This window comes from Klebsiella sp. K5-204 (assembly GCF_030128585.1).
Classification (GTDB): Bacteria; Pseudomonadota; Gammaproteobacteria; order Enterobacterales; family Enterobacteriaceae; genus Klebsiella; species Klebsiella quasipneumoniae.
Genome location: NZ_JAKUZS010000001.1, coordinates 795,268 through 818,463, shown reverse-complemented (window position 1 = coordinate 818,463; position 23,196 = coordinate 795,268). Strand labels below are relative to the sequence as shown.

Below are 23,196 nucleotides of genomic sequence, written 5' to 3'. Positions count from 1 at the left end.
TCAACGCGCGCCGTCCTGGGTTAACAGGGCGGCGAGCTCATGGCTACCGGGAAACGCGCTGAGCGTTCCCCGGCGGCTAACAGTTATGGCGGCAGCGCGGCTGGCGTGCGCCAGCGCCAGGTCATCCGGCGCGACGCCGCGCAGCAGGGCGGAGGCCAGCATGACGGCGAGGAACGTATCGCCTGCGCCGGTCGTATCGAGCGCCTCGGCGGGCACGGCGGGACAAAACTGGCGCTGTCCCGCCTGAACCAGCCAGGCGCCAGCGGCGCCCTGGGTTATCACTAAGGTTTTCACCCCATAGGGCTGAAGCAGCTCGGCCTCGGATTCATTGACTACCGCGATGTCGACGAGCGGCCACAGATGGCAAAAGTCAGGATTGACGGGCGAGGGGTTGAACACCGTGGTCATGCCGAGAGTTTTGGCGTACCGGAACAGCGCCCGCGTTTTATCGAGGGAGAAATTGCCCTGCTGCAGCAGAATATCGCCGGCGGCGGCATCCGCCATATGCGGAATAATATTCTCAAGGCTGAAGGCGTCGGCAGCCGCCGTCGTGGTAATGATGGCATTGTCGCCATCAGCGCTATTTAAAATAATCGAGGTGTCGCTATGTTGATTGAAAGGGGCGTCGGGAAGTAAGGTCAGTGGTTCATTTTTTATCTGCTGGCGGATCCAGGCGCCGTTGCTGTCATTTCCCGTGGCGGCAATTAAACGCGTCTCTATTCCACAGCGGGATAATATAATCGCCTGATTCGCGCCTTTACCGCCGATATCCTGCGAAACTTTAACGCCGTGAATGGAAGTGCCTTTTTTCGGTATATCCGGAATAGACCAGGTTTCATCGACGGCAATATTACCGGTAACGTAAACACGCATAGTGTTCCCTTAACAGGATGGATAAGATGGTTGCTATCTCAGCAGAAAAAACCAATGCAATACAAGCTATTTTTTCACGAAACAAAGCCGTTATTGGCGTTATTCATTGCGATCCTTTTCCTGGCGCGCCTAAATATCGAGGAAAATCAGTCTCCGATATTGTTGAGCGTGCGCTTCGCGATGCTGAAAATTATATTTCAGGCGGTGTTCATGGTCTGATTATTGAAAACCACGGCGATATTCCGTTTTCCAAACCTGAGGACATCGGCCATGAAACCTCCGCGCTGATGGCGGTCATTACCGAGAAAGTTCGTGAGCGGTTTGCGGTCCCGCTGGGTATTAACGTCCTGGCTAACGCGGCGATCCCGGCCATGGCCATCGCGCTGGCGGGCGGCGCCGATTTCGTCCGCGTCAACCAGTGGGCCAACGCCTATATCGCCAACGAAGGATTTATCGAAGGGGCGGCCGCAAAGGCGCTGCGCTACCGCAGTATGCTGCGCGCTGAGCATATTCGCGTTTTTGCCGATAGCCATGTCAAGCACGGTAGCCATGCCATTGTCGCCGATCGTTCGATTCAGGAGCTGACGCGCGATGTCGATTTCTTCGAGGCCGACGCGGTGATCGCCACCGGCCAGCGCACCGGCGATAGCGCCACAATGGCGGAAATTGACGAGATCCGCGCGGCGACGGCGCTACCGCTCCTGGTGGGCTCCGGGGTAACGCCGGCTAACGTGAGGCAGATCCTCGGGCGGACCCAGGGGGTCATTGTGGCCAGTACGATGAAGGTCGATGGCGTCTGGTGGAACGATGTTGAGCTGGCCCGGGTGAAGCATTTTATGTCGGTCGCTCAGGCCGCGCTGGAGGAAGCCTAATGGAAGCGTTTAGCGAACGCCTGCTGCGCGAACATCAACCGGCGTGGCAGGCGATGCAGCAGCACCCGTTTGTCACTGATATTGAACAGGATCGCCTGCCGACAGCGGTCTTCAACCGCTATCTGGTGTTTGAGGGCAACTTTGTCGCGACGGCCATCGCGATTGTTGCCCTCGGGGTCAGCAAAGCGCCGGGTATTCATCAGCAGCGCTGGCTGATTGGCGTGCTGAATTCCCTGGTTGATACGCAGATCGCGTGGTTTGAGCAGGTGTTGTCAGCGCGACAAATCGATCCCGCTGAGTACCCGGATGATTTGCCCGGTGTACGGCGCTTTCGCGACGGTATGCTGCGGACCGCCCGCGAGGGCAGCTATGAGCAGATCGTGACCCTGATGTTCGGTGCGGAATGGATGTACTATCGCTGGTGCAGACGGGCGAGCGAACATCGACAGAGCGATGCTGATATACGACGCTGGGTGGAAATGCACGCGGAGGACGAATTCTACCAGCAGGCGCTCTGGCTAAAGAACGAACTCGACCGTTGCGCCATGGCGCTGAGTGAAAAGGAAAAGCAGGCGCTGTCGGCGCTTTACGGTGAAGTACTGCAGTGGGAAATTGATTTCCATCACGCTGCATACGAGGAATAGCCGCGAGGTGACTCACAGGAGGCGCCGGAAGCGGCGTCTCCTGAAATCTTGCTCAGGTAGTCCGCGTCTTATCCGGGCATTGCCTCTCCAGCCATTGTACGACGAGGGGCCATCATTTCTCTGCATGGCAGGGGAGCTATGTCCGCTTCCATTTCGTGTCACCTTGCCGGAATACAGACTTTCCTGCCGTAGTGGGGCAAATATCCTGCACTTTGACGCTTATTGATTATACTTTGATGGTGGCTTGTGCTGCTTCAGGCAGTTGACGCGAGGGCGGGTAGCAAACCAGCCCCCTGACATTGGGTCAACAGGTCCGATGATGATGTGATCATGTAACAGTCGAGGAGGTATGGAAAGATGGGATTATTAAGTTTTGTGAAAGAAGCGGGCGAGAAAATATGGGACGCCGTCTCCGGCGACAGTAAAGAAGAGCGGGCCGATAAACTGAAAAAACATATCGATGGTCTTAATCTGCCTGGCGCCGAAAAGGTCAATATTGATGTTGCGGACGATGGCACCGCCACGGTCACTGGCGATGTTGCTTCGCAGGAGGATAAGGAAAAAATTCTGGTAGCGGTCGGGAATGTCACTGGCGTAGGTCAGGTCAGTGACGGCGTTAAGGTGACGCAAAGCGGGGCGGAAAGTCGTTTTTACACGGTCAAATCCGGTGACACCCTGAGCGCTATCTCCAAAGCGATGTATGGCTCTGCCAATGATTATCAACGTATTTTTGAAGCCAATAAACCGATGCTGACGCATCCCGATAAAATCTATCCGGGTCAAGTGCTGATTATCCCGGCGAAGTAGGCCGTTCATTCCACTCAGCAGTAGCATCAGTGATGGCAGGGGTACTTGCTTTATACCGTCGTCGGGAGCAGCTGCGGACATCAATTCCTCTCTCAACGGCAAAAGAGCCAGCAAGCTGGCTCTTGTTTCCCCGGGTTCAGGCGCTTACTGTGCGTCAGCCAGCGTCAGCCAGCGCCAGCCGGGCCTCTTCCTGCTCGGTAATTTTACGCTGTTGCTCAAGCTCCAGCGCGCCGCGATGAGAAAGATAGCAGAACAGGATGCAGCAGACGATCCCGCCCATCAGCAGATAGAACCCGCCGTGCCAGCCCATTTTATCGACCATCACGCCGAACAGGCTGGTGCCTAACGAGGCGCCAAAGATATAGCTCATAAATCCGCGCAGGCCCACGGCGGAGCCAACGGCAAAGCTGGGGACGATCTCCATGGTCTGGACCGAGGCCAGAAACTGCGGGACGTAAATCAGGCAGCCCACAATCGCCGCAAATACCGTGACCATCAGCAGTGATTCGCTTTTCCAGTAGCCGATCAAACAGATGAAAATCAGCGCCATGCAGATCATGGCTAACGGCATCCGGCGGCCTTTGAACAGCTTATCGGAAAGCCAGCCGGCCAGCAGGGTTGACGGAATCGCCGCCCATTCAAAAAACAGGAAGGCGACGCTCATCTGCTCTTTAGAAAAATGTTTCACCGTCAGCAGGTAGATTGGCAGCCAGCTGATCATGCCGAAACGCACCATATAGACAAACACATCCACAAGGGAGACATACCAGGCGTTTTTGTTACGCAGGACGTAGGTGCAGAAGATCTGGAATGCGCTCATGTTCTCCGGCGCTTTCTGGGCGTGTTTGGTCTTCAGCACCACTTTCTCTTCCGGCATCATCTCTTCCAGCGAAGGCAGGCCCTCCTCCCGCGGCGAACCTTTACCCAGCACCAGTACGCTGATGGCGAATACCACCGCCACGCAGGCCGGCACAATGTAGCTGGCGCTCTGCCAGTGCTCGGTACCGAGAATCGCAAACGCGGCGCCGACGATCGGGGCGACAATTCCGCCGCCGACGTTATGGGAAATATTCCAGAAAGCTCCTACGCGGCCACGCTCCCGGCGCGGAAACCAGTTCGCGATGGTAATGAAAGAGGGGCCGACCCCCATCCCCTGAAACAGGCCGTTCAGGACAACCAGCGCAGCAAAAACCCAGAATGCGGTGCTGAATCCTAACCCGATGTTGACGATGGCGCACAGTACGAGACCGCAGGCCATAAACACTTTCGGGCTGGCTTTATCCGCGAGGCTGCTCATCACGCCTTTACTGATCCCGTACGCGATGAGCATACAGCTGCTGAGCAAACCGATCTGCGTGGCGCTAAGATCTAACTGTTCTTTCAGATAGGGCGTGGATAAGGTGAAGTTATTGCGCACGATATAGTACGCCAGATATCCCAGAAATACGCTTAGCAGCGCCTGCATACGGTATCGACCATACTTTGCCTGAATTTTCTCAGCAGGAACTGTATTCGCCGACGGCCCTTTTTTTAATAATGATAACATGTCGTCACCTGTATTTTATATTGATGTGAACATCAGGAGCATTCGGCCTGAAGGGTGAAATAAGCGGCCGTAAAATACAAATCGTCGAAATGAGTCAAAACTGACTCAAACTAATGAATTGATGGGTTGATTTTGACTCATATTGAATGAGCGAGAGCCTGCGGAATTAATGTTGCGCTGATTTTATGTCCGGCTTGTGCGGACTCTAACAAATTACCCAATCATTATCTGGTAATCTTTAGCGATATTCCCGGGCGCCCGTTTGGCTATTTTTCCGCTCGCGGTGATTAATTCGCCAGCTGTCATAAACGGGTAAGTTTTGTCTCAACGTAATTTTTTCGGTATTTCAATATTTATGAACGGGATCACAAACATGTCTCTTCGTCGGGGCGGGATAGTGAGCAAAATGCTTGCGATGCTGCTGCTGACCGCCTGGCTGAGACCCTGTGCGGCGCAAAGCAATGAGCTGGTGATGGCGACGACATTTTCTCCCAGCGCCACCGTGTGGATTATCGATCGCTGGCAGAAAGAGCCGGGGTCAGTGACGATCAGGACGCTCAACCGCACCAGCGCCTCGCTGGAACAGCTGCTAGACACGGCAAATGCCGAAAATGTCGATCTGATCCTGACCTCGTCGCCGATGCTGCTGCAGCATCTTCAGGAGCATAAAAAGCTGGCACCGTTCAGCGGTGCGCCGGCAGTCAGCCAACAACTGGTGCCGGAATCCATTCGCTCCACCTCCGTGGCCGTAGCGATTTCCGGGTTCGGTTTGCTGATTAATCGCCCGGCGCTGATGACACGGCACCTGCCTGCGCCAGCGGACTGGGATGATCTGACCGATCCTCGCTATCAGGGGGCGCTGCTGATGAGCAGTCCGTCGCGTTCGGATACCAACCATCTGATGGTGGAGTCGCTGCTGCAACAAAAAGGCTGGATTAAGGGATGGGCAACGCTGTTGATGAGTGCGGGAAATCTCGTGACCATCTCATCCCGCAGTTTTGGGGTGGCGGATAAGATTAAAAGCGGCCTGGGCGTGGCCGGTCCGGTGATTGATAACTACGCCAATCTGCTGATGAACGATCCGCACCTGGCTTTTACCTATTTCCCGCAGTCGGCGGTTTCGCCGACCTATGTCGCGGTGCTTAAAAACAGCCAGCACGCCAGCGAGGCGCGGCGGTTTATTCGCTATCTGTTAAGCCCGGAGGGCCAGACGATCCTCGCCGATGCCAATACCGGGAAATACCCTGTAACGCCCCTGGCGACGGGCAATCCGCGGGCGGCGCAGCAGGCGGTGCTGATGAATCAACCGCCATTGAACTATCGGCTGATCCTCAAACGCCAGCGCCTGGTGCAACGGATGTTCGATACGGCGATCAGCTTTCGTCTTGCTCAGCTAAAAGATGCCTGGCGAGCGCTGCATAGCGCGGAGGCCCGTCTCAAGCGTCCGCTGCCCGAGATTCGCGCGTTGCTGACCCGTGTGCCGGTCGATCCGGCGAGCAGCGAGGATGAAGCCTGGCTGGCTCAGTTCGACAATAAGAGCTTCGCGGAACAGCAGATGATGGAGTGGCAGCTCTGGTTTCTCAACAATCAGCGGCAGGCGATTAATAAACTGGAAGAACTGAAATGATGGGCAGGTCCATACTGCAACGTCTGCGGCAAATCAGTATCAGTAGCAGCCTGCGCGGGGCTTTTCTGATGGGGGCGCTGCTGACGCTGATTGTCAGCAGCGTCAGCCTCTATTCATGGCATGAGCAAAGTTCGCAGATCCGCTATTCGCTGGATGAGTATTTTCCGCGCATCCATTCGGCTTTTCTGATTGAAGGGAATCTCAACCTGGTGGTCGATCAACTCAATGAATTTCTGCTGGCGCCGAATACCACGGTACGCCTGCAGCTGCGCAACCAGATTATCCAGCATCTGGATAAGATAGAGCGGCTGAGCCAGGGGTTGTCGCCGGCAGAACGGCAGCAGCTGGCGGTGATCTTGCAGGACAGCCGCGCGCTGCTGGCGGAACTGGATCGCGTGCTCTACAACATGTTTCTGGTTCGCGAAAAGGTGGGAGAGCTTTCGGCGCGGATCGACTGGCTGCACGATGATTTCACCACCGAGCTGAATTCGCTGGTGCAGGATTTTACCTGGCAACAGGGAACGCTGCTCGATCAGATTGAAGCCCGACAGGGGGATGCGGCGCAGTACCTGAAACGCTCCCGGGAAGTGCAGAATGAACAACAGCAGGTCTATACGCTGGCGCGTATTGAAAATCAGATCGTTGACGACCTGCGCGACAGGCTTAATGAACTGAAATCCGGGAATGATGACGGCATGCTGGTGGAGACGCATATCCGCTATCTGAAAAACCTGAAGAAAACGTCGGATGAAAATATTCGTGCGCTGGATGACTGGCCGAGCACCATTACCCTGCGACAAACGATCGATGAGCTGCTGGAAATTGGCATGGTGAAAAATAAGATGCCGGACACCATGCGCGACTACGTTACCGCGCAAAAAGCGCTCGTGGAAGCCAGCCGGGCCAGAGAAGCGACGCTGGGACGCTTCAGAACGCTGCTGGAAGCCCAGCTTGGCAGCAGTCACCAGCAGATGCAGATGTTTAATCAGCGTATGGGGCAGATTGTCCGGGTCAGCGGCGGGCTAATCCTGGTGGCGACGCTGCTGGCGCTGCTGCTGGCGTGGGGGCTGAACCATTATTTTATTCGCTCGCGGCTGGTGAAACGCTTTACCGCGCTGAATCAGGCGGTGGTGCAGATTGGTCTGGGCCAGACCGAGGCGACCATTCCGGTTTACGGGCGCGACGAGCTGGGACGTATTGCCGGTTTGCTTCGCCATACCCTGGGTCAGCTTAATGCGCAAAAACAGCAGCTTGAACAGGAGATAGGCGAGCGGAAAGCGATTGAGGCCGATCTGCGTGCCACTCAGGACGAGCTGATCCAGACTGCTAAACTGGCGGTGGTGGGGCAGACGATGACCACCCTGGCGCATGAGATCAATCAGCCGTTGAATGCGCTGTCGATGTATCTTTTTACCGCAGGAAGGGCAATCGAGCAGGGACAGACGGAGCAGGCGCGGACGACGTTAAGCAAAGCGGAAGGGCTGATCAACCGCATTGACGCGATTATCCGTTCCCTGCGCCAGTTTACCCGCCGCGCAGAACTGGAAACGCCGCTGCACCCGGTCGATTTGCGCCAGACATTTACCGTGGCGTGGGAACTGCTGGCGATGCGGCATAAACCTCAGCAGGGGACGCTGCTGATACCGGATGACGCCGTCTGGATCCTGGGAGACGAAGTGCGTGTTCATCAGGTGCTGGTGAACGTGCTGTCAAATGCCCTTGATGCTTGCCCGCACGCAGCACAAATCACCGTGAGCTGGCACATCCAGGGCGAAAGGCTGTGCGTGTTGATTGCCGATAACGGCCCCGGCTGGCCTGCGGCCTTACTTCCTTCGCTGTTAAAGCCGTTCACTACCAGCAAAGCCGTGGGGCTGGGAATAGGGCTTTCGATAAGTGTTTCGCTGATGACGCAAATGGAAGGGGCGTTGCGCCTGGCGTCGACGTTTACGCGCAGTGCCTGCGTGGTGCTGGAATTCAATTTGACGGATGTAAAAGATGTTAAGTAATCACTGTTCGATTCTGCTGATTGATGATGATGCCGATGTGCTGGATGCCTATACGCAGCTGCTTGAGCAAGCGGGGTATCAGGTCAGTGCCTGTAATAATCCTTTTGATGCGCGGGAGCGGGTGCCGAAGGACTGGCCCGGCATTGTTTTAAGCGATGTCTGCATGCCCGGCTGCTCCGGAATCGATTTAATGACGTTGTTTCATCAGGATGACGATCTGCTGCCGATTCTGCTTATCACCGGTCACGGCGATGTGCCGATGGCGGTGGAGGCGGTGAAAAAAGGGGCCTGGGATTTCCTGCAAAAGCCGATCGATCCAGGCAAGCTGCTCACGCTGGTGGATGCCGCGCTGCGTCAGAGGCAATCGGTGATCGCCCGTCGCCAGTATTGTCAGCAAAAATTACAGGTTGAGCTTATTGGCCGCAGCCAATGGACGGATCGGTATCGCCAGCGCCTTCAGCAGCTGGCAGAGACGGATATTGCGGTATGGCTTTACGGCGAGCCGGGAACCGGCCGGATGACCGGCGCGCGTTACCTGCACCAGTTAGGGCGTCACGCCGAAGGTCCGTTTATCTCCTGCGAACTCAACACGGCTAACGCCCACACGCTGAATGAACTGATCGCGCAAGCCCAGGGCGGGACGCTGGTCTTAAGCCACCTGGAGCATCTGTCTCACGGGCAACAGCATCATCTGGTACAGCTGCAGAGTCATGAGAAACGGCCTTTTCGCCTGATTGGTATCGGTAATGCTTCGCTGGTGGCGCTGGCAGCCAGCAGCCAGATAGTGGCGGAACTCTATTACTGCTTCGCGATGACGCAAATTGGCTGCCAGCCTCTGTCAAAGCGACCTGATGATATCGAGCCGCTGTTTCATCACTATTTGCAAAAAACCTGTCAACGGCTGAATCATCCCGTCCCGGAGGTGGATGCCGGTCTGTTGAAGGGGATGATGCGGCGGGTGTGGCCAAATAACGTTCGCGAACTGGCGAACGCCGCCGAGCTGTTTGCGGTGGGGGTTTTACCGCTCGCGGAAACGGTGAATCCGCAGATGCTTGTCGGCGAACCGACGCCGCTGGATCGGCGGGTTGAGGAGGTCGAGCGGCAGATCATCACCGAAGCGCTGAATATCCACCAGGGACGTATCAATGAGGTGGCGGAGTATCTGCTGATACCGCGTAAAAAACTCTATCTCAGAATGAAGAAGTATGGCCTGAGTAAAGAGCACTACAAAGGGGTTTAGGCATGGCGCCAGACGATGGTTAATAATATCCTGAATGGTTCCTGCGCCGGAAAATAACGATGTTTTTACGCTAAAGGGGCAGGGAAGGGTGAACCCTTATGAATACCTGAAAAAAGAGGACACCATTTTTTAAATGGATTTTTTATATAGATTTGCAAAGGTGAAGAGGTAAAAACTTAAGCGCCTGTTATTTTTTTATTTTATAGAAGGAATTCTGAGTGAAGCGCATTAACGAACGTGCCTGGGAAGTGTTTGGTATCTATGGAAGGGTTTGTGAAAGCTGCTCCGGGGCGATCGCATTAAGCCTGTTGCAGGCGCTGGCGATGTTTGGTTGCCTTGAGAAAAGAGAGGCTGGCGGGTTAACGCTGTATTGCATTCTGACTTTCATCGCCGTTGTGGCGACGATCGGTTTTTTTGCCTCTCTGATAAGTATAGGAAGAACTATTCATATACAAAGTGAAGGTCATAAGGTAGCTGAATTCCTGATTTCCTGCGTTTTTTATCCGGTCGTTATCGGTATCCTGCTTTCGGCGTTTGCGACGCTTCAATCAATATAAGGTGACATCAGGCGTAAGGACCACAGAGCGATCTCCACGCCATCATTTGAAAGTGGCATGAGTAGGTGAAGGTCGATTCCGATTTAACGAAACGAAGCTGCATCAGGCGGCTCGTCGCATCGTCGACGTAGACCAGCGCGGTACAGGCGGGTGCACGGTTCTCGAACCAGTGATTGTCACAGCCATCAATCTGGATCAGTTCTCCGCAGCAGGCCCGAAGATAACGTGGCTGCTGAATTTTTGGCGCACGTTGTTTGCGGGGGATCCAGAGACCGGCTTTAACCATGAGTGAACGGACAGTCTCTTTGGACAGATGAACATCATGCAGTTCTGCGAGTTTCTCACACGCCAGCGTAGACCCAAAGTCGGTATAGCGCTCGCGGATATTATTGAGCGCGTACTGTGCAAGGTCATCAGGCTGCTGGTTATTGCTGAGATTTCAACAACGGCGGTTAGCGATATCTGGCGAGCCTGATTCACGGCAGTGCAACAGAAGGCGTCGGTACTGGCGATCAGATATACTCAGGCGCTGTGTGGCCATCAAGTGTGGTCAGACTCCGGTCGACAACGTCCTGAATGATTTTGAGTCGGTTAACTTCGTCCAAAGTGAAAACGTCCGCTGCATAAGCCGTCATCAGAATCCCTCCATGGTGAATCCACGGGTCACTTATCCAGGAGCAGACCTTACAACTCAGCCACCATAATCTAAGTGCGCATAATGTATATTATGTTAAATGTCATGTGCTACCCAATAACTTCATATTTGACAGCGGCCTCTTAACAAATCAACACGGTACTTATTTATGACTGACATCCCTTTTCTTGCGTTATGTTCATAGCACATGTTCGCCCTGTCATCTGATATTCAAACTCCTACCTTAATGGACAATGCTTCCTGAAGATGAACTTTCACCGGACCAGAAACTGGCGGTTATGTATGTTTCATACTTGCCTCCAGTTTCAGGGAAATTAAAGTTAAACAGGCAGATTTTGTCTCACAGAACACCCAGTATCACTTTGACAGGAAATCACGAAGGTAAAATCTCAATCGTGGCCGCTCTGGCGCGTGTCCCTGTCATTGCTGAAACATAGCTGCTGCTGGAGTACTTTTTCTGATAAGCCTGATCAATTTTACTTAGGACCGCACCAGGTCTGCCGGCGCGGTTAACAACATGTTTCGCTTCTGGTTGCGTATCTGCTAGATAATGCCGACTCACTCAATTTTAACCGTTCCCGGCAAACCGCACGCCGCACTTTCTCCGCCCTAAAATGTCCAGGTAACTGCTGCTGCCAGTGCCGCCTCGTTACGTCGTAACACGATCGGGCTTTGATTGGCATGCTCCCCAAGCCAGGTATAGTCAGCGCTCAGAACCGTGCCCCAGTGGGCATCAAATTGGTGACTCCAGATCAGACTGTTGTCTATGCCATAAAATCCCCCCGGTGCTGAATAGCGGCTATAACCTGAGCGCTGGCTCTGCTCCGGATTCACGCCATACCAGGTATTCAGGTAACGGTTGTCGCCAAACAGGGCCGCCGTTTGAAAGGCGATCGTGTCCTGATCGGTTTGAACGGGAATCAACGTGAAGGATGTCTGGTAACTTACCCCCTGACCGTCCGTTAAAGGCAGCGTTGCTTTACCTTCAACACTGAGCCACGAAAGCGCCTGCCAGCCAACGGCAAGGGCCGTGTTCAGTGAGACGTCAATGTCTCCCATCCCTTTCAGATTATTTGCCCCTGCCCGCCAGCTGGCGTTTTTATCCGTCCTTCCCAGATCGTATCCCAGCGTATGTTCGAAGTACCAGCCGCTGGCGTTCTGCAGGTCATACCCTACCCCTTTCTGCGTATCAATAAAGAAAGCGCCGTTACGACCCTGAAGCACCGGAACCACCTGCCATACCTGCTTGTCTGAACCTGAGTATCGCGGAGCGTAGCGCCCCCCCAGCCCGATAGTGAAAGAGCCGTCATCATTTGCCTGTACACAGGATGTGATGGCCGTCAAAAGCGGTACGGTCATATACAGGGCTTTTTTTATCGCTATCATACTGTTCTCCTCACGGATGCTGGTTTCTCCTGAGGCAGGAGCTGCCACAAAATGTTGGCGCAGTATGATTTGGCAAAATCAATGAATCGTCGGGATAGTGTTAAGAATCGGTCAAGGTGAACGGATGTTGTCCAGAAGAGTGCTGATTATTGAAGATGACGCCGATGCGGCTGGCGTGCTCGAGGCCTATTTACGCCGTGAAAATTACGATGTCGTCATTACAGGAGATGGACTTTCCGGGCTGGATATGGCGCACCGGTGGAAACCCGATCTGATCCTGCTGGATGTGATGCTTCCGGGGCTTAACGGCACCGAAGTCCTGGCTGGCCTGCGTCGTAAAAATGATGTTCCGGTGATCATGGTCACCGCCATGGGAGATACTCCCGATCGTATTGGCGCTCTGCGCTATGGCGCTGATGATTATGTTGTTAAGCCTTACCATCCGGGAGAAGTTGTGGCCCGGGTGCAGGCGGTATTGCGTCGCAGCAATAAAACGGAAACAAAGGAAGAGATCCTTCGCTGGCAATCACTTGAAGTGGATGTTACGGCCATCGTGGCGAGCATTATCGACGGGGACACCACACCGCGGACGTTGGATCTGACCCCAACCGAATTTTCACTACTGACCACGCTTATGCGCTCTCCTTCACGACCTTTTTCCCGCCAGCATTTACTGGAGCACTGTTTGCCGGAAAGTGAAGCCCTGGAGCGTGTGGTGGATACCCATATTTATAACCTGCGTAAAAAACTCGAAGCGGCGGGTATTTCCGGCGTGCTGGTTAACGTTCGCGGCGTAGGCTACAGGTTCAGACAACCATGACAAAAACCCGCTATTCCTCCCTGTGGCGCTGGATTTGCGCACGTATATTAGCGCTGGCCATCGGAAGCGTAATTGTCATAGCGACCTGTATGTGGCTACGTTATGCGGTGCAGAATTACTGGATCATGAGCAGAATGCCGGCATCGGTCCGACAAGAGTTTCTTGCGCTCAGCCAGAACCCGCAGGCGGACCCGGCGCGCTTCCATCAAATCGTCGATACCTGGTGGGGGTTGAGTTATTCAACACCCTCCATCGCCTCGGCAGACTGGGTCACCGTGGCGTTACTGGTCCTGGTCATGATCCCTTTTATTGTGGTGATGGGGTTGAGATATGCCAGGCCACTGGCGCTGCAGTTCAGCCGGTTGCGTGATGCGGCAAAGGACGTCGCCGAAGGGCAATTTGGCCGCCAGGCAGAGCTCATCAGGAATGCGCCGGCTGAAATGGTCAGCTTTGCCAGTGACTTTAATACCATGACGGGGAAACTGGCCCGCTATGAAAAAGAGTTACGTACCTCTCATGTGGCCATGGCGCATGAGCTTCGCTCCCCACTGACTGCCGCTATCGGACGTTTGCAGGGCATGCTGGATGGCGTGTTTGATGCCAGCCCGGAACAACTGGCAATGGTAATGAAACAGCTTCAGCACCTGAATCGCCTGACCGATGAACTTCATCTGCTCTCACTGTCTGATGCCGGGAATCTGGTTCTGGAAAACGAACCCTTTCGTCTGGATGAGCTGCTTAAGGAACGGGTGACATGGATCATGCCCCAGGCTGATGCACATCGTTTTACCATCAGGCTTCATCATTCTCAGGCGTGTCCTTTCAAAGGCGATACGTTCCGTATGGGCCAGGTGTTTACTATCCTTATGGAAAATGCCCTCCGTTACGGGCGTGATGGCGGCTTTCTTGATGTCACGCTGCACTACGCCAGCGGGCAATATTGCCTCGAATTTCGCGATGACGGCCCGGGGGTATCCTCCCGGTTCCTGCCGGAAATGTTTAACCGTTTTAGCCGGGAGGAGCAGTCGCGTGCCCGCCACTCCGGCGGCAGCGGTCTCGGTTTGTCGATTGCTCGCGCGATTTGTCAGGCCCATGGTGGCAGTATCAGCGCGTCGTTACCTGAAACCGGCGGACTCGCAGTCAGCATTTTGTTACCCTGGACGTCGTCTGAAATGGAAAATAGCCGCTCTTGATAATACCTTGACGAAACGTCGAAACTTTCTCGACTAAGCGCGCATTTAATAACGCCATAACCTATATGGAGCGGCGTTATGTCAGATGAATTTTTACTCTCCCTCCGCCACAGTCTGCACCATTTGTACGACGTGGCGCGCACCCTTTCTTGGCTGCACTTTCTCCCCCTGACCCTTCTTTCGGTAGTGATTTTTCTGCTGCCCGGATGCGGGGACAACCATGGTAATACGACTGATCCTGTGCGAACGGTGCGCTACGTTGTTGTTGGCTCAGCGCAAACCCTTCCCGCGCTGGAAAGAACCGGAGAGATCCATGCGCACGATGAAACGATTCTCAGCTTTCGTACCGGCGGCCGGATAGTGACGCGTAGCGTCGATATTGGCGATCGGGTCAATGCAGGGCAACTGCTGGCCACGCTTGAAAATACAACCAGTCAGAATCAGCTCGATGGCGCACAGGCTGATTATGAAGGAGCCAAAGCCGCTGCTCAGGTTGCTGCACTTAACCTCAACCGAATGCAAAAGCTCATGCCAACAGGCGCGATTGCCCGCACGCAGCTCGATACCGCCCGCGCAGACTGGCTTGTCGCCCGCGCGCGTTTAAAAAACAGCGAGTCCGCGTTGCGTAATGCCCGGGAAAGCCTTGGCTGGACGCGTCTGATGGCGCCGCAAAGCGGCGTGATCACCGAAGTAAGCGCCTCTGCGGGTCAGGTGGTCAGTGGTGGTCAGTCGGTGTTGACGCTGGCGACCGGTGAAGCCCGCGATGTGGTGTTTGATATCGATAAACCCGAGGCGATCCCGCCACAGGAACAGGCTGGCTTGCGAGTTTCCCTCCTCAGCGACCCGTCGGTGCAAGCGTCCGCCGCCGTAAGAGATATTAGCCCGCAGGCCGATCCTCAGACCCGCACATGGCGCGTCAGGGCTACCCTGCAAAACCCACCGCTGGCAATGGCGCTGGGCGCCAGCGTTACCGTCACGTTACCCGCAACGGGTCCGCATGGATACGCCCTTCCCGCTTCAGCGTTGAGCCGCGTCGACGACAAACCGGCGGTTTATGTAATTAACCCACGGTCGCAGGCCCAGCTTCGCGTGGTGGTGCCAGCATACTATACCGCCACCGCGGTTATTATCTCCGGCGGCCTTGAACCAGGCGACCGGGTGATTACCGCCGGCGTGAGTAAATTACGCTCCGGCGAGCCGGTGATTGCCGGGGAGTGCGAATCATGAAACCCGTATTGAATGAGAAATTTAACCTGTCCGCCTGGGCGCTAAATAATCAACAGATGGTCAGTTTCTTCATGCTGCTGATCATGGTTATGGGCGCGTTCTGTTATGAGAACCTGCCACGTAACGAAGATCCGGCGTTTGCGATTAAAACGGCCGTTGTTTCTGCGCAATGGCCCGGGGCATCCGTAACGGATACCACCCGACTGCTGACCGATACGCTGGAAAAAAAGCTGCAGGAAATCCCCTGGCTTGATTATCTCGAAAGTGAAACCCGTGCCGGGAGCTCCGTTATTCATGTCAATCTCCGTGACGATACCCCGCCGCAAAAGGTGCCGGATATCTGGTATCAGGTACGTAAGAAAATGCAGGATATTGCCCCGTCGTTGCCAGAAGGCGTTCAGGGCCCCGTCGTCGACGACGAATTTGATGATACGTTCGGTACGATTTATGGATTTATACCTGAGGGCTATACCCTGCGGGAGGTCCGGGACCGTGTTGAGACAATCCGCCGGGAACTCATGTCGTTACCGGATATCGGAAAAACCAGCCTGCTGGGTGAGCAGCAGGAACAGATAGTTCTCTCTTTTTCTCCAGCGCGTCTGGCAAGTATGGGGTTGAACATCCAGCAGGTAGCGGATGCCCTCAGAGCACAAAATGCGGTTGTCCCGGCAGGTATGATCCGCACCGGACAGGAAAATATGGCGATAAAGGTCAGCGGGGAACTGACTTCTGAAGCTAGCTTACGTGCCGTCACGCTGCGTATTAACGATCATTACCTTCCGCTGACGGATATTGCCACCGTTAGCCGGGAAAACGCCGAGCCTCCCCAGCCGGTTTACCGGGTTAACGGCAAACCCGCCATCGGGCTGGCTATCTCGATGGCGCCGACGGGTAATATGCTGCGTTTCGGCGCCGCGCTGAATGCAAAAATGCATGCCATCAGCGTCACGCTGCCGCACGGTATTGAGATGGTCAAGGTTGCCGATCAATCAGCGGTGGTCAGCGATGCCGTAAGCGGGTTTATCCGGGTGCTTATCGAAGCCGTGGCGATCGTCCTGGCCGTTTCGTTTGTCTCGCTGGGTTTACGAGCCGGACTGGTCGTGGCTGCGGCCATCCCACTGGTTCTGGCCATGACCTTTACGGGAATGATGCTGGCAGGAATAGGTCTGCAGCGTATTTCTCTCGGCGCATTGATTATCGCGCTGGGTCTGCTGGTCGATGACGCCATGATCACTGTGGAAACCATGGTCTCTGGTCTGGAAGCCGGGGATTCCCGCCGGCAGGCGGCTACCCGGGCTTTTAAAACGACCGCATTTCCGATGCTGACGGGCACCCTTGTGATGATTGCCGGGTTTATTCCCGTGGGATTTGCTGCGTCCAGCGCCGGTGAATATTGCTTTTCCCTGTTTGCCGTGGTGCTCATCGCCCTGCTGTGCTCATGGGTTGTCGCGATCCTGTTTTCACCGTTAACCGGGACGTGGCTGTTATCTGACAACATCAGACAGAAGGCGAAAGGTCCTGGACGGATGGCCCGCGGATACCAGTGGCTACTGCGCAAGGCGTTGCGTCACCGCTTCGCCACCGTGTGTATTGCTCTCATTGCGCTTGGTCTGTCCGTTTACGGAACAACCTTTATGCAGGGGGAGTTTTTCCCCGCCTCCGACAGGCCTGAATTGCTGGTCAGCCTGACGCTACCGGCCAATGCCTCGCAGTCGGAAACGCAAAATAGGGCTGAACAGCTGGAGAAGGCCCTGGAAGGCAACCGCAACGTTGAGCGCTTTTCGACATACGTTGGGTCGGGAGCGATTCGTTTTTACCTGCCTATGGATGTGCTTCTGGCAAATGAAAATATCGCCCAGATGGTGGTGGTGGCTAAAGATCTTAAAGCGCGGGATCGTCTTCATCGACAGTTAAACAGGATACTGGCTACGCGCTTTAGCGACATCATCACTCGCGTATCGCCCCTGGAACTTGGGCCCCCCGTCGGCTGGCCAGTCAAATACCGGGTGAGTGGGCCAGATTATCTGAAGGTCAGGTCGATCGCGAACCACCTGAGCGATGTCATTGGCCGGTCACCCTCCTCCCGCGAGGTTAATCAGACGGCAGGCGAACCGGAGAGAGTCATTACCCTCAAGGTCAATCAGACCGCCGCCCGGGCTGCGGGCGTGTCGTCAGAAAGTCTGGCCCGGATGCTCAATACCGTCTGGTCCGGCAGTATAGTCACGTCGGTTCGCGATAATGACCGCCTTGTCGATGTAGTGCTCCGGGCCAGGGACAATGAGCGTCTTAACCTCGCCACCTTCTCTTTGCTGACTATTCAGGGGAATGACGGTAAACAAATCCCCCTCAGCGCCTTTGCCACGCCAGTCTGGGGCGTGGATGATCCGGTTATCTGGCGTCGACAGCGTTTGCCTTTCATCACCGTGCAAACTGACCTCGCCCCGGGACTACGCGCCGAAGCAGTATCCGCAGCGTTGCGACCAGCGGTAGACAGGTTGCGCGCGGAACTGCCTGAAGGCTACAGCATTGAAGAAGGGGGCGCGGTTGCTGAATCTGAAAAAGGTAATAGTTCGGTCTATGCGGTTCTGCCGGTGACACTGGTCATCATGCTCTTGCTGTTGATGCTCCAGTTGCGCAACTATTCCCGTATTGTGTTGGCTATACTGATGGCCCCGTTTGGTTTACCGGGTATCGTGCTGGCTATGTTACCTGGCGGAACACCAATGGGATTTGTCGCTCTGCTTGGCGTGATTGCGCTCGCTGGCATGATCATTCGTAACGCCGTCATACTGATTAGCGAGGTTGACAGCAATCTTGCTCAGGGGATGGCAAGCGATGCCGCCATTATTGCGGCCGCAGAGCATCGTGCGCGCCCCATCTGCCTGACTGCCTGTGCAGCCATTCTGGGAATGATCCCCATTTCTCATCAGGTATTCTGGGGACCGATGGCCTTTGCGATTATCGGGGGACTACTGATTGCCACGCTGGTTACACTGACCGTTTTACCTGCATCGTTTAGCCTGTTGCTACAGCTGAGAATGACTTCCTCCGGCGAGATTCATGAAAAATGAGTGGCGTGCCGTCGTATTCTCGTCTCAGGGTTCTGCCAGGTTATTCGCCAGAAGAGAAAGCACTTGCGCCATCCTGTCATCCACCTGCTGCGACGCCCGGATAACAGGAAACCTGACAATGACAATCACAATGCGATGCGGTCTAGCCCGTCCTTCAGGCGCAGGGTCGCGAGCTACAGCGCAGTACGTGATAATAGAACAAAATTTTACTGCTTCTTCGGCAACAGAGAGCGAGGTGAAATGCCAAAGGCTTTGCGGAAGGCGTGGCTGAAATGAGAAAAATCAGAGAAGCCGAAATCCAGCGCCGCCTGGGACACGCTATTGACACGTCCTCGTTCGATAGCCTCTCGGCTCGCCAGCAGCCTCTCCTGCCAAATCACTGCCATCGGCGTTTTTTTGTGGCGGGCGAAAGCACGCGTGACGGTGCGAACGGAAACGTGGTGCGCCCGTGCCAGGCTTTCGATGTTCAAATCTGGATCGACAAATTGCCGCCGGATGTAGTTCATCATCCGCGAATACAGATCGCGCTCAACACCAACGTTGTTCAGGTCCTGTAACTCCAGGCTCAGCACCAGTAGATCCAGCAACGTCCGGGAGAAGCGGCCAGAGATATCCGGAGTGTCCAGGCAGGCGGGTATCGTTGCCGCCTGACGCAGCATTTCGCGCAAGGGGATCACCCCCGGGCGGCGGTCGTCGAGCACTGTCGCGGTGAGGTGTTCGACCCCAGGTAAATGACAGCTCAGCAAATGGCGGGGTATCCGCACCAGATGATTATCGCGCCCGCCAAGACTGAAGCGGAATGTCTGGGCGGCATCGTAGAGCACCAGACTGTCCGCTGCCAGCGTCGCCTTGCGTCCCCCCTGTTCAAGCTGACCGTATCCATCCTGCATATACCCCAACCACAGATCGTCGTCGGGGCCCTGGCGCAAAAAACGGGCCGTGCGATCCCAACTGTGTAGCGGCGCGGACAGTGAACACATATCCACCAGACCCACTCCACGTACCGTAAGCCGTGCATCAAAGTCGACCCCAGCCAGAGGGGCGCTGGCGGCTGGAATACAGTGACGTAACACTACGTCGTTCCAGTACTCGAAGCGGCGTGACTCGGTTACGCCAACGGTTGAATAGTGGAGACTGCCCGCAGACTGCATGCTATTCATCATCATTCACCTCGCGCCGGGTATTCCGCCAAAACGACAGAAACGATTTCGCTGACAGCAACTCTCATGCCAACGAGCTAATACACCCTCTTTCAGTTTCGCCGATCGGCGCTAAGTTACCGGGAAATAACACTGAAAATCCGCGCCCCTCTTTTCTGCTGGCATATAGGGCGTTGAATAGCAGTACGACAAAATCTGGAATCGCACCCTAAACGTGCGAAGCCTGCACTATGGCGGACCATCACACGACGGGGCTGCCCGCAACCGAATGTCCCTTCCAGCCAAACGACTGTCCTGCTGAAGCAAGTACGCCGCAAATTTCTCCCTAGTATCAGTAAGCGTAAGGTCTTCCGGCCACACCGTGCTCCGGACATAACACGACATCAGACAAGAGGGGGAACGTCATGACTTTCAGCAACGCTACGTTTCGCATCAGCCTGGCCGCCTGCACACTGTGGCTGGCAACCGGCCCGGCCCATGCGGTCGATCTCAATTCGCAGGATTTGATTCCAGCCCCTGCCGGCACCGATGCCATTCTGGGATATTTCACCTACGCGACGAGAGATAGCTTCACCCCGACCGGGGGCGGTGAAATTAAGCAAGAGACCGGGCTCGACTCCTTCGTCAGCATCTTTCGTTACGTTCACTACATGGACGTCGGTGGCTTTACGGTTGCGCCGCAAGTGCTGCTGCCTTACGGACGCCTCTACAATGGCTCACTAAACGGCGTTCGACTTGATTCAGCCAGCGGCCTGGGCGACCCCATCCTTGCCGCGCCGGTCTGGCTGGTCAACAACCCCAGTACAACCTTCGCCATTGTGCCTTACCTGTACCTCCCCGCGGGCTCCTACGACGCCGGACGCACGCTAAACGTTGGTGAAAATCGCTGGAAGTTCGATCTGCAGCTCGGCGGCGTGCAGCAGCTGGGTAACGGTTTCGCCACCCAACTGTCCACAGATGTGATGTGGTATGGCGTCAACGACGACGACTCGGGCATCGGCACCGGTCGACTTAAGCAGGACAACACCTATCAGTTTCAGGGCTGGGTGAACTGGACGCCGCCCGCCGATAAGAGCTGGACCCTGGCCGCCGGTTATTCCCAGTACTGGGGCGGCAAACAGCAGCTTGACGGTATTGAGAACGGACAGGCGACGCGCGTCGATCAGGTACGGCTGGAATTATCGAAATTCATCACCCCCACGGTACAGGTACAGGGTCTGCTCCAGCGCGACCTCAACGTCGATGGCGGTTTTAAGGAAGATCTGCATACCACCCTGCGCGTGATGAAGCTGTTCTGATGCGAATCGGCACAGAGACATCCCCAGACTCACTACTCACCCGCAACGGAGAAATCCATCATGACCGATCAGCAGCAAAAACCCACACTCTATGAACGTCTCGGCGGTTATGACGCCGTTTACGCTTTCGCAGGGGAAGTGTTGAAGACCTGTATGAAGCATCCCGATATCGGCCATATCTGGGCGCATGTATCCGAATCGTCGTTCCAGAAAGAGCATATCAACTTTGTCGATTTTCTGTGCAAACACTGGGGCGGCAACACGGTCTACCGGGGACGAGATATGGTGACCGCGCACCGCGGAATGGGGCTGACCGAAGTGCACTGGAAAGCCGTATTCGAGGCTATTAATGAATGCTACGAGAACTTCAACGTTCCGCAGGATATTCGTGAAGAGGTCACCGCATTCCTGACCCAGTTCAAACCCGCCGTCATCGGTAGCCCTTCATACCGGGATGTGGTACTCGCCCACCCTGACATGGACGTAACCAAGGGGATGAAAAGCGTCGGCATCCACTGGCCGAAAACAGATAAACCGTCTTAACCGAGGACGGACATCCGCGCAACAGGCGGGTGTCCGTCTCAGCCAAATGACTGACCTGCACAACCATGTATTGATGACATTTCGGGCTTATGTTGAAGACAGGTTGCATTGGCAAACATCGTACAAAGGGAACTCCATGGCTATTGAACGTCCTACTATTGAACAACTGCAAGCGCTCGCCAGTCGGCTAAACATACGATTGACGCCTGCACAAGCCGAAGAATATCTGGCGCTGATGCAGGCCAATTTCGACGCCTATGATCTCATCGACGCCCTGCCCGACGAGATCCCCCCGGTGCACTACCCGCGCGCCGCCGGCTATCGCCCTGAAGGCGAGGAAAATCCGCTCAATGCCTGGTATTACAAGACCGAGGTGACAGGTGCAGCAACCGGTAAGCTGGCTGGCCGCACCGTGGTGCTCAAAGACAACATCGCGCTGGCTGGCGTACCGATGATGAACGGAGCCTCGACGCTTGAAGGCTTCGTCCCTGGCTACGACGCCACCGTTGCCACCCGACTGCTGGATGCCGGCGCGACTATTCTTGGCAAGGCGACCTGCGAGCACTTCTGCTTGTCGGGAGGCAGTCACACCTCCGATCCGGCGCCAGTACATAACCCATTGCGCCGCGGCTACTCGGCTGGTGGCTCATCTTCTGGGAGCGCCGCTTTGGTCGCTTCCGGAGAAGTTGATTTGGCGATGGGCGGCGATCAAGGAGGCTCTGCGCGTATTCCCGCCGCATGGTGCGGCCTCTATGGGCTGAAACCGACCCACGGTCTGGTGCCTTATACCGGCATCATGCCGATCGAAGCCACTTTCGACCATACCGGGCCGATGACTCGCAGCGTAAAAGACAACGCCTTAGTCCTTGAGGTCATTGCCGGCGCGGACGGATTGGACCCGCGTCAGTATGCCCCCAAAGTAGAAGCTTATACCGAGGCTCTGGGTAAGGGAGTACATGGCTTAAAGATCGGCATTATGGCCGAAGGTTTTCAGTTGCCGAATCTGGATGCGCGAGTCGCGGAGAAAGTTCGTGCTGCCGTCGCCCGTCTGCAGGATCTGGGTGCTACGGTCGACGAGATTTCGGTACCGGAGCATAGCCTGGCGGGTGCGCTCTGGTCCCCTATCGGCTGCGAGGGGCTGACCGCGCAGATGATGCATGGCAACGGCATGGGCTTTAACTGGAAAGGACAATATGACGTGGCGCTGCTGGACAAGCACGCCCGGTGGCGTGAGGACGCCGACGCGCTTTCCCCATCGCTGAAGATATGCATGTTCGTCGGCCAGTACGGGCTGGAACGCTACCATGGCCGCTACTATGCCAAGGCGCAGAATATCGCGCGTCGCGCGCGTGCGGGCTATGACCGGGCGCTGGCGGACTTCGACCTGCTGGTGATGCCCACTGTACCGCTTGTCGCACAGCCATTACCGAAACCTGACTGCTCCATTACCGAATATATCTCCCGCGCATTTGAGATGATCGGCAATACCGCACCGCAGGATATTACCGGCCATCCGGCAATGACTCTCCCTTGTGGGCTGGTCGACGGCTTACCGGTAGGAATGATGTTGGTAGGACGCCACTTCGCCGAAAGCACCCTTTATCAGGCCGCCGCCGCATTTGAAGCTTCCGGCGACTGGCGGATGTTTTAACTCTTAACCATCGGGAACCA

The 23,196-nt window shown here is 55.5% G+C and carries 19 protein-coding genes and 1 pseudogene; 14 read left to right on the top strand and 6 right to left on the bottom strand.

Going from position 1 to position 23,196, the window contains the following annotated elements:
• A complete protein-coding gene (locus MKR05_RS04080) occupies positions 1–873 on the bottom strand; it encodes a PfkB family carbohydrate kinase (RefSeq protein ID WP_238874993.1) in 873 nt (290 codons plus the stop codon).
• A gap of 26 nt (positions 874–899) precedes the next feature.
• Here MKR05_RS04080 and MKR05_RS04075 point away from each other — a divergent pair, with 26 nt between their 5' ends.
• The 3 genes from MKR05_RS04075 (at position 900) to lysM (ending at position 3,196) form a co-directional block, all read left to right on the top strand.
• Positions 900–1,745, top strand: coding sequence for a BtpA/SgcQ family protein (locus tag MKR05_RS04075; RefSeq protein WP_023289705.1), 846 nt, complete (start codon positions 900–902; stop codon positions 1,743–1,745).
• A complete protein-coding gene (locus MKR05_RS04070) occupies positions 1,745–2,389 on the top strand; it encodes a TenA family protein (RefSeq protein WP_048297511.1) in 645 nt (214 codons plus the stop codon). Before MKR05_RS04075 ends, MKR05_RS04070 begins: the two co-directional genes overlap by 1 nt.
• 357 nt (positions 2,390–2,746) lie before the next feature.
• Positions 2,747–3,196 carry a peptidoglycan-binding protein LysM gene (gene lysM, locus MKR05_RS04065; protein ID WP_023289703.1) on the top strand — a complete coding sequence of 150 codons (450 nt, stop codon included), beginning with the start codon at positions 2,747–2,749 and terminating at the stop codon, positions 3,194–3,196.
• 154 nt (positions 3,197–3,350) lie between these two features.
• On the opposite strand, the gene pgtP is transcribed toward lysM, so the two are convergent.
• A complete protein-coding gene (gene pgtP, locus MKR05_RS04060; RefSeq protein WP_130952636.1) occupies positions 3,351–4,742 on the bottom strand; it encodes a phosphoglycerate transporter PgtP in 1,392 nt (463 codons plus the stop codon).
• 406 nt (positions 4,743–5,148) lie between these two features.
• Here pgtP and pgtC point away from each other — a divergent pair, with 406 nt between their 5' ends.
• The 4 genes from pgtC (at position 5,149) to MKR05_RS04040 (ending at position 10,172) form a co-directional block, all read left to right on the top strand.
• Entirely contained in the window at positions 5,149–6,369 is a 1,221-nt protein-coding gene (gene pgtC / locus MKR05_RS04055; protein ID WP_087824279.1) for a phosphoglycerate transport regulator PgtC, read from the top strand.
• Positions 6,366–8,375 (top strand): two-component system sensor histidine kinase PgtB, encoded by a 2,010-nt coding sequence (gene pgtB, locus MKR05_RS04050; protein WP_117133702.1) that lies wholly within the window; start codon positions 6,366–6,368, stop codon positions 8,373–8,375. The genes pgtC and pgtB overlap by 4 nt, the downstream gene beginning before the upstream one ends.
• On the top strand, positions 8,365–9,615 hold the full coding sequence (gene pgtA, locus MKR05_RS04045) for a two-component system response regulator PgtA (protein ID WP_064157862.1): 1,251 nt from the start codon (positions 8,365–8,367) through the stop codon (positions 9,613–9,615). Before pgtB ends, pgtA begins: the two co-directional genes overlap by 11 nt.
• Positions 9,616–9,833: 218 nt before the next feature.
• Positions 9,834–10,172, top strand: a complete 339-nt coding sequence (locus tag MKR05_RS04040) for a hypothetical protein (RefSeq protein WP_124074064.1) — start codon at positions 9,834–9,836, stop codon at positions 10,170–10,172.
• Between the two features lie 61 nt (positions 10,173–10,233).
• Here the strand turns inward: MKR05_RS04040 and MKR05_RS04035 are convergent.
• From MKR05_RS04035 to MKR05_RS04025, 3 genes and pseudogenes are all read right to left on the bottom strand, one after another.
• Positions 10,234–10,807: pseudogene (locus tag MKR05_RS04035) on the bottom strand (ISNCY family transposase); the annotation flags it as partial.
• 393 nt (positions 10,808–11,200) lie between these two features.
• Positions 11,201–11,389 carry a DUF2255 family protein gene (locus MKR05_RS26950; RefSeq protein WP_257394538.1) on the bottom strand — a complete coding sequence of 63 codons (189 nt, stop codon included), beginning with the start codon at positions 11,387–11,389 and terminating at the stop codon, positions 11,201–11,203.
• A gap of 47 nt (positions 11,390–11,436) precedes the next feature.
• Entirely contained in the window at positions 11,437–12,213 is a 777-nt protein-coding gene (locus MKR05_RS04025; protein WP_064154608.1) for a MipA/OmpV family protein, read from the bottom strand.
• Between the two features lie 124 nt (positions 12,214–12,337).
• On the opposite strand from MKR05_RS04025, the gene MKR05_RS04020 reads away from it, so the two are divergent.
• The 4 genes from MKR05_RS04020 (at position 12,338) to MKR05_RS04005 (ending at position 18,524) form a co-directional block, all read left to right on the top strand.
• A complete protein-coding gene (locus MKR05_RS04020; RefSeq protein WP_064154609.1) occupies positions 12,338–13,033 on the top strand; it encodes a response regulator in 696 nt (231 codons plus the stop codon).
• Positions 13,030–14,226, top strand: a complete 1,197-nt coding sequence (locus MKR05_RS04015) for a cell wall metabolism sensor histidine kinase WalK (RefSeq protein WP_064154610.1) — start codon at positions 13,030–13,032, stop codon at positions 14,224–14,226. Before MKR05_RS04020 ends, MKR05_RS04015 begins: the two co-directional genes overlap by 4 nt.
• A gap of 78 nt (positions 14,227–14,304) precedes the next feature.
• A complete protein-coding gene (locus tag MKR05_RS04010; RefSeq protein ID WP_238875399.1) occupies positions 14,305–15,453 on the top strand; it encodes an efflux RND transporter periplasmic adaptor subunit in 1,149 nt (382 codons plus the stop codon).
• Positions 15,450–18,524 carry an efflux RND transporter permease subunit gene (locus MKR05_RS04005; protein ID WP_284118075.1) on the top strand — a complete coding sequence of 1,025 codons (3,075 nt, stop codon included), beginning with the start codon at positions 15,450–15,452 and terminating at the stop codon, positions 18,522–18,524. The genes MKR05_RS04010 and MKR05_RS04005 overlap by 4 nt, the downstream gene beginning before the upstream one ends.
• A gap of 206 nt (positions 18,525–18,730) precedes the next feature.
• Here the strand turns inward: MKR05_RS04005 and MKR05_RS04000 are convergent, their stop codons facing one another.
• Positions 18,731–19,684, bottom strand: a complete 954-nt coding sequence (locus MKR05_RS04000; RefSeq protein ID WP_238875396.1) for an AraC family transcriptional regulator — start codon at positions 19,682–19,684, stop codon at positions 18,731–18,733.
• Positions 19,685–20,088: 404 nt separating this feature from the next.
• Here MKR05_RS04000 and MKR05_RS03995 point away from each other — a divergent pair, with 404 nt between their 5' ends.
• The 3 genes from MKR05_RS03995 (at position 20,089) to MKR05_RS03985 (ending at position 23,176) form a co-directional block, all read left to right on the top strand.
• Positions 20,089–20,982: a transporter gene (locus MKR05_RS03995; RefSeq protein WP_087824283.1), complete on the top strand. Its 894-nt coding sequence runs from the start codon at positions 20,089–20,091 to the stop codon at positions 20,980–20,982.
• Positions 20,983–21,042: 60 nt separating this feature from the next.
• Positions 21,043–21,525 (top strand): group 1 truncated hemoglobin, encoded by a 483-nt coding sequence (locus MKR05_RS03990; protein WP_064154614.1) that lies wholly within the window; start codon positions 21,043–21,045, stop codon positions 21,523–21,525.
• 136 nt (positions 21,526–21,661) lie between these two features.
• Positions 21,662–23,176 carry an amidase gene (locus MKR05_RS03985; protein WP_087824284.1) on the top strand — a complete coding sequence of 505 codons (1,515 nt, stop codon included), beginning with the start codon at positions 21,662–21,664 and terminating at the stop codon, positions 23,174–23,176.
• The last annotated feature ends 20 nt before the right edge of the window (positions 23,177–23,196 follow it).

Excerpts from the sequence above, each read along its gene's own strand:
- MKR05_RS04080 (WP_238874993.1), bottom strand. The coding sequence starts at position 873 with ATGCGTGTTTACGTTACCGGTAATATTGCCGTCGATGAAACCTGGTCT.
- MKR05_RS04075 (WP_023289705.1), top strand. The coding sequence starts at position 900 with ATGGTTGCTATCTCAGCAGAAAAAACCAATGCAATACAAGCTATTTTT.
- MKR05_RS04070 (WP_048297511.1), top strand. The coding sequence starts at position 1,745 with ATGGAAGCGTTTAGCGAACGCCTGCTGCGCGAACATCAACCGGCGTGG.
- lysM (WP_023289703.1), top strand. The coding sequence starts at position 2,747 with ATGGGATTATTAAGTTTTGTGAAAGAAGCGGGCGAGAAAATATGGGAC.
- pgtP (WP_130952636.1), bottom strand. The coding sequence starts at position 4,742 with ATGTTATCATTATTAAAAAAAGGGCCGTCGGCGAATACAGTTCCTGCT.
- pgtC (WP_087824279.1), top strand. The coding sequence starts at position 5,149 with ATGCTTGCGATGCTGCTGCTGACCGCCTGGCTGAGACCCTGTGCGGCG.
- pgtB (WP_117133702.1), top strand. The coding sequence starts at position 6,366 with ATGATGGGCAGGTCCATACTGCAACGTCTGCGGCAAATCAGTATCAGT.
- pgtA (WP_064157862.1), top strand. The coding sequence starts at position 8,365 with ATGTTAAGTAATCACTGTTCGATTCTGCTGATTGATGATGATGCCGAT.
- MKR05_RS04025 (WP_064154608.1), bottom strand. The coding sequence starts at position 12,213 with ATGATAGCGATAAAAAAAGCCCTGTATATGACCGTACCGCTTTTGACG.
- MKR05_RS04020 (WP_064154609.1), top strand. The coding sequence starts at position 12,338 with ATGTTGTCCAGAAGAGTGCTGATTATTGAAGATGACGCCGATGCGGCT.
- MKR05_RS04015 (WP_064154610.1), top strand. The coding sequence starts at position 13,030 with ATGACAAAAACCCGCTATTCCTCCCTGTGGCGCTGGATTTGCGCACGT.
- MKR05_RS04010 (WP_238875399.1), top strand. The coding sequence starts at position 14,305 with ATGTCAGATGAATTTTTACTCTCCCTCCGCCACAGTCTGCACCATTTG.
- MKR05_RS04005 (WP_284118075.1), top strand. The coding sequence starts at position 15,450 with ATGAAACCCGTATTGAATGAGAAATTTAACCTGTCCGCCTGGGCGCTA.
- MKR05_RS04000 (WP_238875396.1), bottom strand. The coding sequence starts at position 19,684 with ATGAATAGCATGCAGTCTGCGGGCAGTCTCCACTATTCAACCGTTGGC.
- MKR05_RS03995 (WP_087824283.1), top strand. The coding sequence starts at position 20,089 with ATGACTTTCAGCAACGCTACGTTTCGCATCAGCCTGGCCGCCTGCACA.
- MKR05_RS03990 (WP_064154614.1), top strand. The coding sequence starts at position 21,043 with ATGACCGATCAGCAGCAAAAACCCACACTCTATGAACGTCTCGGCGGT.
- MKR05_RS03985 (WP_087824284.1), top strand. The coding sequence starts at position 21,662 with ATGGCTATTGAACGTCCTACTATTGAACAACTGCAAGCGCTCGCCAGT.